General features: G+C 72.3%; 9 protein-coding genes. 7 read left to right on the top strand and 2 right to left on the bottom strand.

Annotated elements, in window-relative coordinates:
- The first annotated feature begins 26 nt into the window (after positions 1-26).
- The gene (locus BCD49_RS03530; protein WP_007517386.1) at positions 27-974 is read left to right on the top strand and encodes a helix-turn-helix transcriptional regulator; all 948 of its coding nucleotides are present in this window, start codon (positions 27-29) and stop codon (positions 972-974) included.
- A gap of 167 nt (positions 975-1,141) precedes the next feature.
- Here the strand turns inward: BCD49_RS03530 and BCD49_RS03525 are convergent, their stop codons facing one another.
- The gene (locus BCD49_RS03525; RefSeq protein WP_007517385.1) at positions 1,142-1,966 is read right to left on the bottom strand and encodes an aldo/keto reductase; all 825 of its coding nucleotides are present in this window, start codon (positions 1,964-1,966) and stop codon (positions 1,142-1,144) included.
- Positions 1,967-2,116: 150 nt separating this feature from the next.
- Here BCD49_RS03525 and fxsA point away from each other — a divergent pair, with 150 nt between their 5' ends.
- From fxsA to BCD49_RS03510, 3 genes are read left to right on the top strand one after another with little or no spacing between them, the layout of a single operon-like run.
- Entirely contained in the window at positions 2,117-2,362 is a 246-nt protein-coding gene (gene fxsA, locus BCD49_RS43380) for an FxSxx-COOH cyclophane-containing RiPP peptide (protein WP_157845260.1), read from the top strand.
- Positions 2,363-2,402: 40 nt separating this feature from the next.
- A complete protein-coding gene (locus tag BCD49_RS03515; RefSeq protein WP_007517383.1) occupies positions 2,403-3,626 on the top strand; it encodes an FxsB family cyclophane-forming radical SAM/SPASM peptide maturase in 1,224 nt (407 codons plus the stop codon).
- Entirely contained in the window at positions 3,623-5,509 is a 1,887-nt protein-coding gene (locus BCD49_RS03510) for an HEXXH motif domain-containing protein (RefSeq protein WP_071041113.1), read from the top strand. Before BCD49_RS03515 ends, BCD49_RS03510 begins: the two co-directional genes overlap by 4 nt.
- A 126-nt stretch (positions 5,510-5,635) precedes the next feature.
- Here BCD49_RS03510 and fxsT read toward each other — a convergent pair whose 3' ends face one another.
- The gene (gene fxsT / locus BCD49_RS03505) at positions 5,636-8,242 is read right to left on the bottom strand and encodes an FxSxx-COOH system tetratricopeptide repeat protein (RefSeq protein ID WP_083401226.1); all 2,607 of its coding nucleotides are present in this window, start codon (positions 8,240-8,242) and stop codon (positions 5,636-5,638) included.
- Between the two features lie 788 nt (positions 8,243-9,030).
- On the opposite strand from fxsT, the gene BCD49_RS03500 reads away from it, so the two are divergent.
- From BCD49_RS03500 to BCD49_RS03485, 3 genes are all read left to right on the top strand, one after another.
- Positions 9,031-10,890: a tetratricopeptide repeat protein gene (locus tag BCD49_RS03500; RefSeq protein ID WP_007517379.1), complete on the top strand. Its 1,860-nt coding sequence runs from the start codon at positions 9,031-9,033 to the stop codon at positions 10,888-10,890.
- Between the two features lie 179 nt (positions 10,891-11,069).
- Positions 11,070-17,174 (top strand): pentapeptide repeat-containing protein, encoded by a 6,105-nt coding sequence (locus BCD49_RS03495; protein ID WP_158072924.1) that lies wholly within the window; start codon positions 11,070-11,072, stop codon positions 17,172-17,174.
- A gap of 537 nt (positions 17,175-17,711) precedes the next feature.
- Positions 17,712-18,593 (top strand): LLM class F420-dependent oxidoreductase, encoded by an 882-nt coding sequence (locus tag BCD49_RS03485; protein ID WP_007517374.1) that lies wholly within the window; start codon positions 17,712-17,714, stop codon positions 18,591-18,593.
- The last annotated feature ends 99 nt before the right edge of the window (positions 18,594-18,692 follow it).

Genomic DNA, 18,692 nt, shown 5'->3' with positions numbered 1-18,692 from the left:
CGTCAGGCAACCTGGAGGGCGTGAGCATGGCGCAGCCGATGGAGATCGAGCACCCGCCCACGGCGCCCCGGCAGCGGCGGCCGGGGGAGCGGCCCCTTGGCGAGGCACGGCGGCCCGGGACGCTGGCGAACGAGCGCCGCGCGGAGCTGGGGTCGTTCCTGCGCAGCCGGCGTGAGCGCGTCACCCCCGAGGACGTCGGCATGCCGCCCGGCCCCCGCCGGCGCACTCCCGGGCTTCGCCGCGAGGAGGTCGCCCAGCTCTCCGGCGTCGGCGTCACCTGGTACACCTGGCTCGAGCAGGGGCGGCCGATCAACGCCAGCGTCCAGGTGCTCGGCGCGGTGGCGCGGACGCTGCGGCTCGACGTCGCCGAGCGCGAGCACCTGTTCCGGCTGGCCGACGTGCCACAGACGGCGGCCGCCCCGGACGAGCCGCAGGAGGCGACGCGGGACCTGCGCGTCATCCTGGACGGCCTCGACCCGCTGCCGGCCTCGCTCGTGAACGCCCGCTCCGACGTGCTCGCCTGGAACGACGCCTACGCGGCGATGTTCCCGCACATCGTGAACGCCCCGGCCGCCGAGCGGAACTCGATGTGGTTCATGTTCACCGCGCCGGCGGAGATCAACCCGGTCCTGAACCTCGACGAGCAGGCCCCCGAGGGCGTGGCCGTGTTCCGTTACCGCTACAGCCAGCACCTGGGTGACCCGGAGTGGCAGGACTTCGTCCACCGGCTCTGCGCCGCGAGCCCCCTGTTCGCCCGCCTCTGGGCGACGCACAACGTCGCCCCGCCGCGTCCCTGCAACAAGCGCTTCCGCTTCCCGGAGGTCGGCGAGGTCACGACGCGGGCGACCCATCTCGACGTCGGCACGCTGCCCGGCGTCCGCATGGTGGTCTACACGCCGATCGACGACGTCAGCCGTGACCGCCTTGCCGAGTTGCGGGCTCGCGCCACGGCCGCGGGCGGCATCCAGGACTGACCGGCGCACAGGCCGCGCCCGCCGTGGCGCTGGCGCGGGTCGGGTCCGGCGCGGGTCGGGTCTGGCGCGGGTCGGGTCTGGCGCGGGTCGGGTCTGGCGCGGGTCGGGTCTGGCGCGGGTCGGGTCTGGCGCGGGTCGGGTCTGGCGCGGGTCGGGTCTGGCGCGGGTCAGCGGATCTCGTCGATGTCGGGGTCGCCGCCGCCGCGGGACTGAGGGCGATCGGCGACCGTCACCATCTCGTCGGCGGTCAACTCGAAGCCGAAGACGTCGAGGTTGGCCCGCTGGCGGGTGGGCGAGGACGACTTCGGGATGGGGACGACTCCGCGCTGAAGGTGCCAGCGCAGGACGACCTGGGCGGGCGTGACCCGGTGACGTTCGGCGATCACGGCGAGGGCCGGGTCGGACAGCAGGGCCGTCTTGCGGGCCAGCGGCTGCCAGGCCTGGGTGACGATGCCGAGCCCGGTGTCGTGGGCGAGCTGGGCGTCCTGGGTGAAGTACGGGTGCAGCTCGACCTGGTTGACGGCGGGAACGACACCGGTCTCGGCGACGAGCCGGCCGAGGTGCGCGGGGGTGAAGTTCGAGACGCCGACAGAGCGCACCAACCCGTCGTCGCGAAGCCTGATCATGGCGCGCCAGGAGTCGACGTAGCGGTCCAGTCGAGGTAGTGGCCAGTGGATGAGGAAAAGGTCCACGTACTCGAGCCCGAGCCGCCCGCGCGACTCCTCGAACGCGCGCAGGGCCGGTTCGTAGCCCTGGTCGGCGCCGCGCAGCTTGGTCGTCACCACGATCTGCTGCCGCCCGACACCGCTGGTCGCGATGCCCTCGCCGACGGCGTCCTCGTTTCCATACGCGGCGGCGGTGTCGACGAGCCGGTAGCCCGCCTGCAGCGCGGCCCGGACCTCGGCCGCCGGATCCGCCATCTTGTACGTCCCGAGTCCCACCACCGGCAGCTCATGGCCGTCGTTCATCACCCGCGTCGGCACCGTCGCCATACCGCGACCCTCCCACCGCGCGGGCCACGGCCGCGCCTCGGGTCGCCCGCGGTGAGTGTCCGCCGGGCATGCGGAAGGTCCGCGCGGATCCCACGTCCTCCGATCATGGCGCGTTTCGTGTGCCAGCGCGGTAAATTTATGGCGCTAGGAATGCCCGAGGAGGGACCTGCGATGCGATCCGATCCCTGTGCGGTGGTCCCGGGCGTCGTCGACCCCGATCCCACCGGCATCGGCTATGTCGACTCAGGTCTCATCGACCTGCGCGCCGTCGACCTCGTTCAGCTGCTTGACGAGCAATGTTCGCCGGATTCGGCGCTCGGCCGCTCGGTGGCACGGGTTCTCGCCATTGCCGCGAATCTGGACGAGGACACGTCCGGATTTCAAAGCTCGCTCTGAGATCAGCGTCACCGTGCTGCCTCTCGCCGGGTCAGCGCCCATGCCTGGTCGGCGGGCCGCATCTGTCGAATGGCCGCGTGATCTTCTCGATGTCGCCGAGCTACAGGCCGGCGGCTGGCGGCCGGTCCCGATCCGGCAGTTCGTCGTCAAGATACACAGTCGGTGCAACCTGGCCTGCGACTACTGCTACGTCTATGAGATGGGCGACCAGACCTGGCGGGACCAGCCGCGGGTGATGCCACCGGCGGTCATCGACGCGGTGGTGCGGCGGATCGCCGAGCACGCCGCCACGCACCGGCTGGCGCGCGTCCACGTCGTGCTGCACGGCGGTGAGCCGCTGCTCGCGGGCAAGGAGACGCTGTGCTCCTTCGCGGCGGCGCTGCGTCGGGCCGTCGCGCCTCCGACGCAGGTCGTCGTGACCATCCAGACCAATGCCGTCCAGCTGGACGAGTCCTTCCTGCGCGCTCTCGTGTCGCACGACATCGGCGTCAGCGTGAGCTTCGACGGCACGGCCGGCAGCGACCACCGGCGCTTCGCCGGCGGCGCCCCCAGCGGACCCGCGGTCGTCCGTGCCCTGCGGTTGCTCGGCGAATTCCGCTTCCGACGGATATTCCGTGGAATTCTTAGCACCATCAGCCTCGACACCGATCCGGCGGCCACATTCGACGAGCTCGCGGCGTTCGGCGCACCGCGGATCGACTTCCTGCTTCCGCATGGGAACTGGACCACGCCACCACCCGGTCATGGCGGCGACGGCCGGGTGGTGCCCTATGGCTCATGGCTGGCTCGCGCCTTCGACCGCTGGTATGACGCCCGGCCGTGCCCGACCGACGTCCGTCTGTTCTCCGAAATCATCAACCTGCTGCTCGGCGGTCAGAGCCGGTCCGAATCGCTAGGACTGACGCCGGTCGATCTCGTCGTCGTGGAGACCAACGGCGCTCTTGAACAGGTTGACACTCTGAAGTCGTCATATCCGGGTGCCGCCGCGACCGGTCTGACGGTCACTGGGCACTCCTTCGACGACGTCCTCGCCCATCCTGGGATCGCGGCACGTCAGCTCGGTGTGGCGGCGCTCGCGCCGGTCTGCCAGGACTGCCGGGTGCGTGATGTCTGCGGTGGTGGCTATTACCCACACCGTTACCGGGCGGGCAGCGGATTCCGTAACCCTTCGGTGTACTGCGCCGATCTCCTGGCGCTGATCGAGCATGTTCGCGGGCGGGTCGCTCAGGATCTCAGAGCGGCACCTCCGGCGGTGGGCCGGTGACCGGCGGCACACACCGCATCTCCATCGCCGAGTTCGACGCTCTGGCCTCGGGGGACGGCRGTGCGACGGGCGCGCTGCGGGCGGCCGAGGGCAGCCTGCGCCTGGTGCTGTTGCGCACAGTCGTGGACACCGCCCGCCGGCTCCGTCCGCTGGACCTCACCGAGAGCGGTGCCGAGACCGCCTTCGATCTGATCGCCGAGCTACATCGGGCGCATCTGGCGACGATCACGACTCTGCTGCTGCATCCTCCGCTTGGTACGTGGGGCATGCTCTGCCTCCGCCGCCTGGGCGCTGCCGGCGCCGGCGACGGGGACGACGCCGCTGGCACCGGCACCGGCACCGGCCGAGGCGCGCCATCGCTCGCGGTCGACCTCGGCTACCTCGGCGGCATGGCCGCCTCGGCCGCGGTGCGGGTCGGCGCGTGCTTCGAGGTGCGGGTGCCGGCCCGCGCCGGGCTGGTGCACCTTCCGGGCCTGGGAGYCGCGGCCGTGGGCCGCGACGGCTGGTACGTCATCCGCGGCGGACCGGCCGGGGCCACGGTGGATGGGCCTGGTCTCGACGGCGAGCGGCCGATCCAGGCGGGTTCGGCTGACGCCCGCTGGTTGCCCGTCCGGCGACTGCGGACAGCGGCGGATGGCCTGGAGATCGACCTCGCTCTGGACGACCTCGACCCCTATCGCGGCTTCGGCGGCCTGCCGTCGCATCCCCGTCTCGACGAGGCCACGGCGGCACGGTGGGAGCACTTCCTGGCGCAGGCGTGGCGGCAGCTGGTCTGTCACCATCGGCCGCGCGCCGAGGTGATCCGCGAGTTGGTCACCTCCGTGGTCCCCCTGCGTTTCGGCCCGACGGGGCAGGAGACGAGCGGGACGTCGGGGCACGCGTTCGGTGCCATGRCGTCCACCACCCCGGTGAGCGGGCCGGCGCTGGCGCTGGCGCTGGTACACGAGGCGCAGCACGGCAAGTTGGCGGCACTGTCCCATCTGGTCAACCTGGTGGATGGGCCGTCGCCCGCCACCTGCTATGCGCCGTGGCGGCCCGACCCACGGCCAGTGGGGAACCTCCTACAGGGCTGCTATGCCTACCTAGGCATTGTCGATTACTGGAGGATGCGACGAATAACTCTGCGTGACATCGATGCTGATCGCGCGCTGTGCCGACATGCCGACTTCGAGTTCGCCCGCTGGCGACGGGCCGTGTGGACGGCGATGGACACGGTGGCCGGGTCCGGACGGCTTACCGCGCTCGGCGAACGGTTCGTCGCGGGCATGCGGGCCCGTCTCAGGCCGATGCTCGACGAACCGGTCCGGCCGTGGGTCGAGTGCCTCGCCGACGACGTCGCCGCGAGCCATCGGGCGGGGTGGCAGCTACGCAACGTCCGACCGGACGAGGCGGCGATCGAACTGGCCGCCCGGGCGTGGCGGGCCGGCGCGCCGTGTCCTCGGGACATGCCGCGCGGGCGGGTGACCCCCACCGCCGAACGGGAGGTCGACGACGTCCGCCTCGAACTCGCGTATCAGCGCATCCGCGATCCCGACGGGTTCGAGAAGCAGGCATCGGAGCCCGCTCGGCTGGCCGCGGCCGCGGCGGCGGTGGCCAGTTCCGGCGACGTGCTTCTCATCGCCGGGCGCCATGCCGAGGCGGCCGTCCGCTATGCCGCGGAGATCCGCGAAGACGGTTCGGCGGGCGCCTGGGAGGGACTGGCGGTGGTGAGCGGGCGACTGGACGAGGCCGCGCCGTTGCATCGCTGCCCAGCGCAGCTCGCCGCGCTGCACGCGGAGATCCGGCGGACGCCGAGCCGCCCGAACCTGGTCGCGCCGAACCCAGACGCGCCGAACCCAGCTGCACCGAACCCGGTCACGCTGGCGCATTGGATCGCGTGGTGACCGATTCGGGACCTGCGGCCTCCGGGACCTCCACGCCGAAACAGGCGCTGACGCCCGCCGCGCGCGTATACGCCAGACCGGCGGCAGCGGCCCGATAACCTCAACCGGGCGATCGGCCCCTCGTGCCTAGAGCGGCGGCGGCTCGAAGTCGAAGTCGACCCGGCGGCCCGCCGCGGCCGCCTGAACGTCCGGATGATCCGGGCCGAGTACCGCCGTGTACTGCTGGAGCGCCTCCGCCTGGCGCTGCTCGGCCTCCTCGGTCTTGCCCAGCGCACTCAGGTCGAGCGACAGGTTGGCCGCGCAGGCGATCGTGTGCGGATGCTGCTGACCGAGCCGCTTCTCCAGCCCCGCGAGGGCCTCCTCGTCGAGCTGCCGTGCCCGCTCCCAGTCGCCCAGCTCCGCGTGGACGTTGGCGAGGTTGAACACGCAGGTCAGGGAGTAGTGGTGCGTCTGGCCCAGGCTCGTCTCCAGGCCCGCGCGTGAGGTCTCCAACAGCTCTCGGGCCGCGGCCACCTCACCGAGCTGGCGCTGCAYCAGGGCGAGGTTCAGCGCGCACCCGTGCACGTACGGATGGCTGGGGGCGAGTGACTCCTTGTAGCGCGCCACCGTCTCCATGATCACGTTGGCCGCCTCCTCGAGCTCGTCCCTGGCCCGCAGGGCGTTGCCGAGGTTCATGCCCGCCGCGAGGCGGTCGAGGTGCCGCTTGTCGTAGGTGCGCTCGTACTTCTCGTGCACCTCCTTGCCCAGGTCGAGCGCGGACTCGAACTCACCGGCCTTGCGCCGCGCGACCGAGAGGTCCTTGGCCGCCAGCAGCACCCACGGGTGGGTCTCGGTGAACCGCCGCCCACCGGATTTCAGCAGGACCTGGTATCGCTGGTAGGCCTGCTCGGCGGTCTTCCGACCGGCGACGTAGTCGCCGGCCTGCCGCATGTCCCGCGCCCAGGCGCTGAGCGAGAAGATGACGGACGGGTGATCGTCGGCGCCGTAGAAGTCGAGCCGATCCTGGTAGGTCTTCTCGTCCAGCTCGCGTGCGCGTCGGTACTCGCTGTTGAGGCCACAGTCGACGGCCAGGTTGTTGGCGATGTTGAACGTTCTGGGATGTTCGGCGGTGAAGATCCGCAGATGGCGCGCGAGCGAGTCCTCATCGAGGTCGCGCGCCGCCGCGAACTCGCCGCGGACCCGCAGGTCGGCACCATGTCCGCTGGTGACGATGAGAGTGTCCTCGTCCTCGTACCCGAGGGTGTCCCGCATTCGGTCGAGGGTGGGCCGACGCAGGTTGTAGGCCTCCGAATAGTGGCCAAGCTGCCAGAGGACGTCCGTTTTGAGGGCACGCATCCGCAGTACGTCCCGCTCGTCCTGACCGGGGTCGGCGGTCCACTGGTCGATCGCCAGCTCCACCAGTTGCCGGCAGGTGGTGTAGTCACCGGTCTCGTAGAGGTACTGCACCATGTTGGAGAACAGCCGCCGGACCCTGGGGTGGGCGCTGGACACGACCTCGGCTGGGATCACGTGCGCCAGCAGTTCCTCGTACCTCGGCCAGTTGGCCGGGTCGCTGGCGTCCAGTGGGTCCGCGGCGGCCAACAGTTCGTGAACCTCACGCTGCATGCCGGCGGACTGCTCCTCGTCGAGTTCTTCGCGGATGAGTCTTTGGATGAGGCGATGGACCTGCACCGACTTGTTCCGGTTGTCGATGCGGGCGAGGGCGTAACGTCCCAGCTCGCGCATGGCGCGACTGACCAGGATCGGATCCTCGAGGGACGCCCGTAGCGGTGAGTCGATCACGGACCGGCCGCGGTCGAACACGTCACGCGGGATCGGCTCCGGACCGAAGAAGGCACATCGGCGCAGAAGGTCCATGGCGAACGGCAGCTGCTCGCTGAGACGGCTCACCGACAGCGCCCAGGCGGCGGCGACCGGAACCGGGTAGTCGGAGGGCGGGTTCTCCGCCAGCAGCTTGCTCGCCTCCTTCGCGAGCAGCCGCAGGTAGTCCTCCACTCGCATGCCGGTCTCGGCCTGCAGAGCGCCGGCCTGCTCCAGCGCCAGCGGGAGGTCGCCGAGCTCCACGGCCAGGCGGTCCGCGTCGTCCGTGCCGATGCCTGGTACGCGGCGCTTCAGGAAGGCCAGGCTCTCGTCACGGTCGAACACGTCCACCTCGACGACGTCCGCCTGGCTCTCCCAACGATGGTTACGGGAGGTCACCAGCACGTGCCCCGGCGAGTGGGTCGTGCCCTCGATGAGCTGCGGGATCAGCTCCCGAATCGTCTCCGGCTGGTCGGCGTTGTCGAAGATGAGCAGCCAGCGCGCGTAGGGCCGGCCGGTGCGCAGCGCGTCCAGCACCGCGGGCACCACGTCCTCGAGCCGGCCGGCCGCGACACCGGTGAGACCCAGCCGGGGCGCCAAGCCGGCGAGCGCGGAGCGGGCCAGCGGCTGCTGGTCGGCCGACACCCACCACACCAGGTCGTAGTCCTCGGCGTACCGGTAGGCGTATTCAATGGCGAGCTGCGTCTTTCCGACACCCCCGAGCCCGTGGAGGGCATGCGGGAGAACAGCGGTGACCTTCCCGGTGAGCCGCTCCCGAAGATCGGCGAGAAGCGTCTCCCGGCCGGTGAAGTTCTTGTTTCGTTGGGGGACGCTTCCCCAGACGGACGGCACGCCGCGGGTCACCGGCGCGGTCGTATCCACCATCTCCGTCACGGGGGCCCCCGGCTGCTCGTTCAGATCCAGATGATGCATGATGATACGCTGGCGCGTCCCCCTAGCAACGGCTAGGCAGGCGCGGCCGCGCGAGTTTCGCCACCTGCTTTTCAGTACCGGCCGAGGAGAGCCGCCGTGCCTGACATGGACCGGTCCTGACGGAGGATAGCCAGTCACCGCGGCTAGGGGCGAAGGTTGCCATGTGGATGAGAAACGGCTCCTCGTGCATGGCCGCAGGTGCCTCTCCGCGCGGCGACTGTTGACCAGGGGGGTCCGCAGCAGTCTTATCAGGCCCGCTGCATGACCTGTCAAACGGACGTGCCCCAAGCCCGCGATCCAGGTACCGCCGCGGCGCGGGAGGCACCGTCGACGGGTGATTCCGCCGCACGATCCTGGAACGGCCGGACGAGCGACGGCCTGGGCAACATGTCGGTAATGTCGCGGCCCGAGAAATGGGCGGGAGAGCTGTCGTCAAGGGCGCAAGGCGCACGACCGCGTACCTCGTGCGAGCGGTGGCTCGAAGCGCGTCCGAGCCCAGTTGACACGGCATGCAGCAGACCTGATAAGACTGCTGCGGACACCCAGAGTCAACAGCCGCGAGGCGGGGTCGCGGTCGATGATGAGCTTGTGTCCGATCAGGTGCCGGTTGGCACGTCGAGACATGGTAGGGCGGGTATAGCGGTGAGGGGGATGCGCGGACCTGTTGCGGGCGGCCCACTTCGCGCCGCATCMGCGCCCCCCGCGACGGCCGGTCGGCGCGCCGACCGCCGCGCGGCGCCGACCGGCCGGGAACCTGACGCGAAGGGTTCGTGGCGGCGGAGCGGAACGTGACGACCCTCCCGGCGTCCGTGGTTGGTCCCTATGTCGGCGCCCGCCCATATCAGACGCATGAGCACCGGATTTTTCACGGTCGGGCGGCCGCGTCGCAGGAACTGGTCGACCTGTGCGCGGACAACAGGGTCGTCGTGGTACATGGCCCGTCGGGTGTCGGCAAGACGTCGCTGGTACAGGCCGGTGCCATGCCGTTGTTGCAGGCGCGTGGCGTCGACGTACTTCCCGTAGGGCAGGTGACGGGCCGGCTGTCGGTGCCGTTGGCGGCCATGCCCGAACACAACCCCTACATCTTTGCCCTGCTGTCATCCTGGTCGCCGGCCGAGTCGCCGGGACAGCTGGTCGAGTTTTCGATCGCCGAGTTCGTCCGACGCCTGCGGGTATCACGGTATGTGGATGGTTCCCGGCCGATGGTGGCGGTCATCGACCGCCTGGACAGCGTCGTCAGTGGCAACGGTCGTGTGGGCGTCAATCGGCTGACGTTTTTCGACCAACTCGCCGAATTGATCGACGTTTTTTCGGACTTCCGCCTCGTCCTCTGTGTTAGGGATGAGTCGCTGCCCGCCCTGGAGCCATTCGTCGCGACCCTGGGKGGGCACGCGGCGATGACGTTCGGCGTGTCCCGCCTGGCTCCGCACGAAGCCTTCCAGGCGATTCTCGCGCCGACCGCCGGGACGGGGCGCTCCATGTCCGTCGACGCGGCCGAGGAGCTGCTGCGCGCGATACGCAGCGAGACGGCGACGGGGGCCTTCGCCACCCGGCGCCCGGTGCTCGCCGAGGCGGTCGAGCCGGTGTTGGTACAGATCGCCTGCCAGGCGCTCTGGGCGGCGCTGCCCGTCGACCTGACCATGATCGATGCCGACGACGTGCGCCGGCACGTCGACGTCGACGGGGCCATCGGCGCGTTCCTGGCCGCGGCGGTGACCGAGGTCGCCGACCTGTGCGGCGTGTCGGCGCCCCGACTGGGTGACTGGCTGCGCGTGGTGGCCCCGGGACAACCGGGTGAATCGCCGGGGTGGCGTCCGGAGGAGGAACGTCCCTCCGCGTCGGTGATCCGCGCACTGGTGGACCGGCATGTGATTCGTGTCGCGCCGCCGACGTCGGACGCTCCGGAGCCCCCCGGCGGGCGGCGTGACCCGACGCTGTTGAGCGGGCGGTTCCGCGGRCCGTCGCGTGACCTCGTCGTCCCCGGCGGGTCTGGAGCGGGCCGCCCGGCGACCGCGACGGTCTCGGCCCTCCTGGAGACAGCCGAGGCGGCGCTCGCCGACGACGACCTGATGCTGGCCGAACGCCAGGCTCTACGCGTGGTCGCCGATCCGCAGGCGGTCACGACCCGGGACCTGGGCCGCGCCGCGTCACTGCTCGGGGACGTGTACTTCCGCGGCGGGCGCCTCGACGAGGCCGGTGACAAGTACCGGCTCGCCGCGAACTACTACGAGATGGCGCAGGACCACGCGGCGGTCGGCTGGCTGCTCGTGGCGCAGGGGCGCCTGCTGCTCGAGACGGGGCAGTACGCGGGCGCGACCGCGCAGCTCGGCGCCGCGGTGGGGCGGCTGCCCTCCGAGCTCGTGGTGAAGATCGAGCTGGCCCGGGCGCTGCGGTTGGCGGGCAACCTGCGGGCGGCGGTGGCCTGCTTCGGCTCGGTACTCACCATCGCGCCGGACGCGGTCGAGGCGCTCGCCGGCCGTGGCGAGATACACGCCGCGCTGCGGGACTACGCCGACGCGCTCGACGACCTGGACAATGCGCTGCGGTTGCGTCCGGGCATCGGAACCCGGCCGACCGTGCGCACCGCGCGCGAGGCCGCGCTCGCCGGGCTGGGCCATGCGCGGGAGACGTCCGGCCAGCATCGGTGAGCCGAGAGYCAGCTGACGGCGGCCCCGTCGCGGGGTTGAGGTAGGGCGGCATCGGCGCCGGCGTAGTCACGATGGCGACGGCCGTGTCACTAAGGCCATCAGCCCCATTACCGTAGGCACAATGATGGTGTGCGGACCGTCCACACGCCTGACGGACTCGCCACGCCACGGGGGTGCTGTTGGCCGAGCCAGCCTGTTTCTTCAGCTACGCGCACGCTGACGAGGATCAGGGCGGAGCCCAGCTTGGGCTGCTGCACAGGATGCTCTCCCAGGAGCTGCGCGTCCACGCCGGACGCGACATGCCCGTGTTCCGGGACCGTGACCATCTCGTGTGGGGTCAGGCCTGGGAGGAACGGATCAGCGGTGCTCTCGACACCGCCAGCGTGCTGGTGCCCATCATCTCGCCGAGCTACCTGGCGAGTGYGCAGTGTGTCGCGGAGCTTCGGCGGTTCCTGAGCCGGGAACGGYGGCTTCATCGCGCCGGTCTGGTTCTGCCGATCTACTGGATCGACATCGGCTCGTTGGAGCCCGCGGACCATGGGGCCGTCCACGACGTGGTCGCGGTACTCGCCGGCCGGCAGTACGAGGACTGGCGGGATCGCCGCTTCGACGTGGCGCGGCAACGCGAGCATGTCGCCGCGCTGGCCCGGCGGATCCTCGCCGCCGTCGCGGAGGACGGCGACCGGCCGCCCGCCGGGGGCGGCGCGCGCGGTGGGGGAGCCGGTCCCAGGCCCGGCCTGGATGGCACGCCTCGCGCCCTGGCGGGTCCCGTCGCCGTGGCCGTGCCTCCCTCGGGCTCCGATGGGGCGGATCCCGCCGCGGCCGCCGATGCCGCTGGACGGGCCCTGACTGGACCGGAAGGCCCGGCCGAGCCCGTCGATCCGGCCGAGTCCGCCGTCCGGTCGGCCGTGACCGTGCTGCACCTGCCGAACCTACGGATCGGCGACGGCGAGGCCTTCGTCGCCGGCCCGGGGCAGACCGGCGCGCCGCTGCGGGCCCTCGGCCGCGACCTCGTCGACGACGTCCGCCGGATGGCCGACGAGGCGGGGCACGGGCCGGACCTCGTCGTGGTCACCGGCGACCTGACGGCGAGTGCGCGCAGGCCGGAGTTCACCCAGGCCGCGACGGTGCTCGCCGACCTCGCGGAGGCGCTGGACATCCCGCGCGAGCACGTCGCGATCGTGCCGGGCCCCCGGGACGTGAACCACGACCTGTGCCGTGGCTACTTCGCGAGCTGCGCCGGCGACGACGAGGAACCCGAGCCTCCGTTCTGGCCGAAGTGGAAGCACTACCGAGCCCTGCTGACCGCGTTCTACCCGGACACGACCGACTGCGGATTCCTGGTCGACCAGCAGTGGTCCCTGTTCGAGATGCCGCGGCTCTGGGTGGCCGTCGCCGGGCTCAACACGACCTTCGCGACCACCCATCTGACGTCGCCACCGGCGACGCTGGGACCCCGGCAGGAGCGCTGGTTCGACGCCGCGCTGGCCCCGTACGAGCAGCGCGGATGGCTGCGGATCGGCATCCGCCATCACGCGCCCGAACCGCCGCGCGGCGGTGACGGTCGTCCCGGGCCCGCGGCCGGGGCGGACTCGACGCCCGAGGGCGGGCGGCTCAACCTGCTGCTACACGGCGAGCCGGAGAGTGCCGACACCCGGGCGTTCACGTCGCCGCCGTCGCCGACGACACCGGCCGGCCCGCTCGCGCTGGGCGCTGTCCCGGACCGGCCGCTGCCCGCGGGCGCCGGCCATTACCAACTCGTCCGCGTCGACGCGGACGGCCTGCGGCGGATCGGCCGGACGTACCAGCCGGGGCCGGCGGGGTGGGCCCCGACGGGCGAGGACGAACGGGCCGGGCCGGCGAGCGTGCGGCGGGCATGGCGCGACGTCGGGACGGCACTGCCCCGGCGTGCCGGCACGACCTCCACCCGGCCGACCCCGGCATCCCTCCCCGGTCCGGACGCCCCATCCGCCCCGGCCGACCTGCCGGCTCTGGCCGTCGAGACGGCAGAGGCCGATGGATTTCTCGCCCGCGTCGTCGAGGCCACCCGACTACGGCACTCCGCCGCGAAGGTGACGATCCTGCGCACCTCGCCCGGAGACGCACCGTACCTTCGCGTCGCGCGGGAACGGGACGGGGTCATCGCGCAGATCGCGGTCGGCGTCTACGAGCACGGCATCGACGAGGCCGGGCTGTGGGACTTCGTGGACGGCGTTCACCGCGCGTACTCCGCCGCCGATCCGAACGTCGTCTCCGAGCTGGTCTACGGCGGCCCGCGCGCGGCCGACGACCTGGTCGCCGCGGCCAGCCGGCGGGGTGTCCGACTGACCAGCTTTCCGGAATATCAGGGGCTGTACGACCTGAGGCCCTATCAGGCGCGGCAGGCCGCCCGCCTGGCCGCCGACGCGCGATACCCGCCGTCGTTGTACGTCGCCCAGCGGCTGCGTCGCCTCGAGCCCGGCGGCGATCGGATCGCGAACGACGCGGTCGACCAGGTCATCGGCTGGCTGGTCGGCGACGGCGCCAGAGTGGTCGTCCTGCTCGGTGGAGCGGGCCAGGGAAAGACGTTCCTGCTTCGCCAGGTCGCCCGAGCGCTTCCTCATCGCTACCCGCACCTGACGCCCGTGCTCATCGACCTGCGTGGCCATGAGAAGGCCCACTCGCTCGACGAGCTGGTCGCCGCGCACTTCATCGCCGCGGGGGAGGAGCAATTCGACCGTCGGCGGTTCCAGTACCTGCTGCGGACCGGACGGCTCGTGCTGCTGTTCGACGGATTCGACGAGCTTTCCTTCCGCGTCACGTACGAGAAGGCCGCGGAGCACCTCGACCGCCTGCTGGCCGGCGCGACGGGGGAAGCGAAGATCGTCATCACCAGTCGGCTCGAGCACTTCCGCTCGACCGACCAGGTGCGGACCGCGCTCGCGCGCCGGGTCGAACTGGAGCCGGGAAGCCGCCTGGCCCGGCTGGAGGAGTTCACCGAGGAACAGATCCTGGCCTTCCTCACCAACCTGTTCAGCGATCCCGACACCGCCGATGACCTCGAATCCGGCGACGCCGGTTCCGACGCGGCCCCCGGCACCGCCCCCGACCCTTCCCTCGGCCCTTCCCCCGGCCCCGGTCGCCTGGCCGAGCGGCGCGCGCGGGAATGCCTCGCGGCGATCCGGTCCGCGCACGATCTGGTGGCCCTCGCCCGCAACCCCCGGATGCTTGGTTTCGTCGCCACCCTCGACCCCGACCGGCTGCTGCGGGTCGCCACGCCCGGGGACGGATCCGACGCGGCCGGGCTCTACCGGGAGCTGGTGTCGGCCTGGATCGACGTCGAGGTGGCCCGCGCTCGGCCACCCGGCGCGGCCGAGACGCTCGGCGCCGTCCAACGTCGGCGGATGGTGACGGTGCTCGCCGTGCGGATGTGGCGGGACGGCGTTGGCACCGTCAGCCTCTCCGAGCTCACCGGCACCGCCGCCGAGACCCTGGCCGCGCTGTCCGACGCGGTGCTGGAACCCGACCATGCCGCCCACCTCGTCGGCTCGGGGACGCTGCTGACCCGCGGAGAGGACGGACGTTTCGGGTTCGTGCACGACTCGGTGGCCGACTACCTGGTCGCCGCCGAGCTGGCGACCGAGCTGGCCGGCGGCGGCCGGCCCCGCCTGCTGGCCCTGCGCGAGATGTCCCCCCTGATGGTCGAGTTCCTCGCCGCCGAGGCCGGTGGCGACGCGGCGCTGGCCTGGGCGCGGTCCGTGCTGGACGCGCCCGGGACGTCGGGACCCGAGCGGACGAACGCGTTGGCGGTGGCGCGCCACCTCGGCGCGCCGGTCCCGGCGGCCACCGGGCTGGCCCGGGGCCGGCACGAGGGCCTGGACCTGTCCCGCCGCGAGCTGCGCGGCGTCGAGCTGACCGGGTCGACGCTCGCCGACTGCGTCGTCAGCAACGCCGACCTCACCGGGTCGGACATGGCCGGCCTCACGGCGCTCGGCTCCGATTTCACGGGGGCCTGTCTCGCCGGTGCGCGGCTCGCCGGTGCCCGGTTCGAGTACTCACGGCTCGTCGGCGCCGACCTCAGCGGCGCCGACCTGACCGGCGCCACGTTCGTCGGCTGTTCGTTGGTCGGCGCGGTGGTGACGGGTTCTCGCTGGGACGGCGCGGCCCTCGTCGGAACCGACCTCGACGAGCGGGTCGCCGGCAGCCCGGAGCTCGCCGCCGCCGCCGTCGTCGGCCGCGACGCGGCCACGGTGGGTGTCGCCCCCCAGCCGGGTGCGCTGGATCTCGCGTTCACCGCGGACGGTGGCCGGCTGCGCGCCCTCACCGCCGACGGCACGACCGTGACCTGGGACCGCGGCACCGGGGCCGCGTCGACGCCGAGCGCCGTGCCGACAATCGCTGCCGTGCCACTGGCGGCGGCCGTGCCACTGGCGGCGGCCGTGGCGCCGTCGACACCCGCGGGACCGCCGACGGTCGGCCTCGCGCCGGCGCCGCGAGCGGTGCTGGCGCCGGACGGCCAGCGGGCGGCGGGACACGTCGACGGCAGGCCGCAGGTCGTCGACCTGACCACCGGGGCCTGCCGGGCGATGAGCGGCGCCGACCAGACCGCGCGGATCTTCTCGTTCAGCTCGGACACGAGCCTGCTGGCCGGCGGTGGGCAGGACGTGGTCACGGTGTGGGCGGCCGGCACCGGCGATGTCATCGTTCGCCTCGCCGCGCCCCGCGGCGGCGCGACGGCCGTCGGCTTCCAGCCCGGCGGGGCGCTGCTCGCGGCGGCGGGCGCGGCGGGAGAGCTGGTGGTCTGGGAGGCGGTCACAGGCCTGGAGCGAGCCCGCCTCACCACACCGGAAGCGGCTGTGGTGGCGCTGGCCTTCGCGCCCGACGGTCGGCTCGCGTATCTACACGAGGACGGCCGGGTCGGCCTGGTGAACGTTCTCGACGGCCGGGCGGAGGCGTCGCTGATCGGCTCGGTGGGTCCGGCGGGCGGCCTGTGTGTCAGCCCCGACGGCACCCTCCTCGCCGCCGGTGGCGCGCAGGGCCTGCTGGTCTGGGACCTCGCCGACGGATCGCCGCGGGCCCGCCTCGTCGGCCATGCCGGCCGGGTGTCGGCGGTGACGTTCTCGCCCGACACCGAGCTGCTGGCCTCGGCTGGTGACGACGGCACCGTCCGGGTGTGGACCGTCCGTTCGCGTGAACGGCGGAAGATGGTCGCGGCTGGCGGCGGGGCCGTCCTCTCGCTGGCCTGTCACCCCGACGGCTCGCAGGTTGTCGCGGGCGGCGTGTCGGTCCAGGTCTGGTCGACCGGGGTCGAAGGCCAGCTGGAGCGGATGGCGGACGGCACTCCGTGGGTGCGCTCGGTCGCCTACTCACCCGATGGCCGGTTCCTCGCTCACGGCGGCGACGACGGTGTGGCCGCCATCCGCCAGGTTCCGCGCCCGCTCGGCGGACAGCCCGGCGGACAGCCCGGCGAGGAGGGCCTGCCCGCCGCCCCCGAGGTCCGCCTGGAGGGCCACGGCGCGCCGATCCACGCCGTCGCCTTCTCGCCCGACGGTGCCCACCTCGCGACCGCGGGCCGCGACGGGACCGTCCGCCGCTGGGACACCGCCACCGGCGAGGAGGTGGGCCCGGCCCTCACCACTCCCTGGGCGCTGGCGGTCGCCTACGCGCCGGACGGCCGGCGGCTGGCGACCGGCGGCAGCGACGGCTGGGTCCGGATGTGGGACGTCGCCTCCGGACGTCAGCTGACCCGGCTGCGCAGCTATGCCTACTGGGTGCGAGCCGTCGCCTTCTCACCGGACGGAACGCAGTTCGCCAGCGGCGGCGACGGCGGCAGGGTCCGCCTGTGGGACGTGACAACCGGCCAGGAACGCGCCCGCCTGCTCGTCCATCCACCGGCGGTCGCCTGCCTCGCCTTCTCGCCGGACGGCACCCGGCTGGCCAGCGGTGGGCAGGACGGGACGGTCCGGGTCTGGGATCTCGACGGTGACCGGGAGCCCGCGGTCCTGTCCGGCCACGCCGAGTGGGTCTGGTCGGTCGCGTTCACACCAGACGGCACCGGCCTGTACAGCGGCGGCAGCGACGGCACGATCCGGCTCTGGCAGCTGCCGTTCACCCCCGCCGCGACGCTGGTCCACCTGCCGCCGGACGGCTGGGCCGTCCTACGCCCGGACGGGTCCTACAAGCTGCGGGGGGACCCCGGCGGCCGGCTCTGGTGGTCGGTGCGGGAACGCCGGTTCGAGCCCGGCGACCTGGATGGATACCTGCCCGCCGTCCGCCGCCTGCCGGACGACTCGCCGCTTGCCTGAGTTTCGCCGGGTGGGGCTCGGGGCGCCGGTTTGTCGGTGGTGTGACCTTTTCCATCGCCCCTTCACCGTCATGCCCCGGGAGCTGACCGTGAGGCACGGCATATGGGCACCCGTGAACACCGCGGTCGATGACAGGCCCACCACCGCTGACGGATCGTGGCAGATGGTCAAGCACATGGACAGCCTGAGCTGACACGCTTCGCGGCAGTGCTATCGATGTGTGTTGGTTGGGTGGGGCTATGGGCGCGGCGGTCTGCCACGATCCGCGTTCGCCCAGGGGTCGTGGTGGACGGCCACCCCGCCTGGGCGTGCCGGCCTCGGGTGGAATGACCCCGCCCTGGCCGCGATCGGCTGCCTGCGGCCGGTTCAGCCGTGTGCGTCCGAGCACCTTCTGTAGTCGATGTCCGAGGTCCCTCCAGGGGACGCCGGCGGCCGAGTCCCAGCTCGGTCGGACCCACGTCGGAGCCCTGGCTGCTCGGCTCTCGGCCCTGGTGTGGGTGGGGGAGGGCGTGCCTATGCTCCGGGCGGGAGGCTGACATGCGGTTGGGGATCCATATCGTCGGGTTCGATCATCCGGACGGGCCGGCGGGGCTGGGACCGCGGCTCGCCGACGTCGGCGCGGCCGCCGAGGCGGCCGGGGTGGGCTGGCTGTCGGTGATGGATCACTACTTCCAGATGGAGCCGCTTGGTGGGCCCGAGCACGCGATGCTCGAGTGCTACACGACGCTGGGCTTCCTCGCCGCGCACACGTCCACGGTCCAGATCGGGGCCCTCGTCGGCGGGGTCACCTACCGTCACCCGGGGCTGATGGCCAAGATCGCCACGACGCTCGACAACCTGTCCGGCGGCCGGGCGACGCTCGGGATCGGCGCGGCCTGGTACGAGCGCGAGCATCTGGGGCTCGGGGTTCCGTTCCCGCCGACGGCCGAGCGGTTCGAACGCCTGGAGGAGGCGCTACGGATCTGCCTGCAGATGTGGGACCCGGATGACAACGGGCCGTTCGAGGGCAGGCACTACCAGCTCGCCGAGACATGGTGCGTACCCGGTCCGGTCCGCACGCCCCATCCGGAGATCATGATCGGCGGGGGTGGCGAGCGCAAGACGCTGCGGCTCGTGGCGCGGTACGCCGACGCCTGCAACCTGGCGGCTGCGTCCGTCGAGGAGATCGCGCACAAGCTGGACGTGCTGCGCCGGCACTGCGACGAGGCCGGTCGCGACCATGCCGAGATCCGCAAGACGATCATCCACGTCGGGGGGCCGCCGCGCGAGGGTGACCTCGACGCCTTCGCTCACGGCATGGTCGACTACGCGAAGCTCGGCATCGACACCGTGATCGTCACCCCGCCAGGCCCCGAGCCAGCCGCCTGGATCGAGCACGAGGGCGCCGGCGCCGCTCGCCGCCTCGCCGACCTCGGCTGACACCTCTCGCCGCACCCGCGGTCACCCGCCTCCACTCATGATCGTCGCGGGTGTGTCGTCGCGGGCGTGATTCGGCCGAGTTCGCGACCGCGGCGACAC

Origin of the sequence: Pseudofrankia sp. EUN1h (assembly GCF_001854645.1) — a bacterium.
Taxonomy (GTDB): Bacteria; Actinomycetota; Actinomycetes; order Frankiales; family Frankiaceae; genus Pseudofrankia; species Pseudofrankia saprophytica.
The sequence above is the reverse complement of the archived record's forward strand: the minus strand, read 5'-3'. Positions and strand labels throughout refer to the sequence as shown.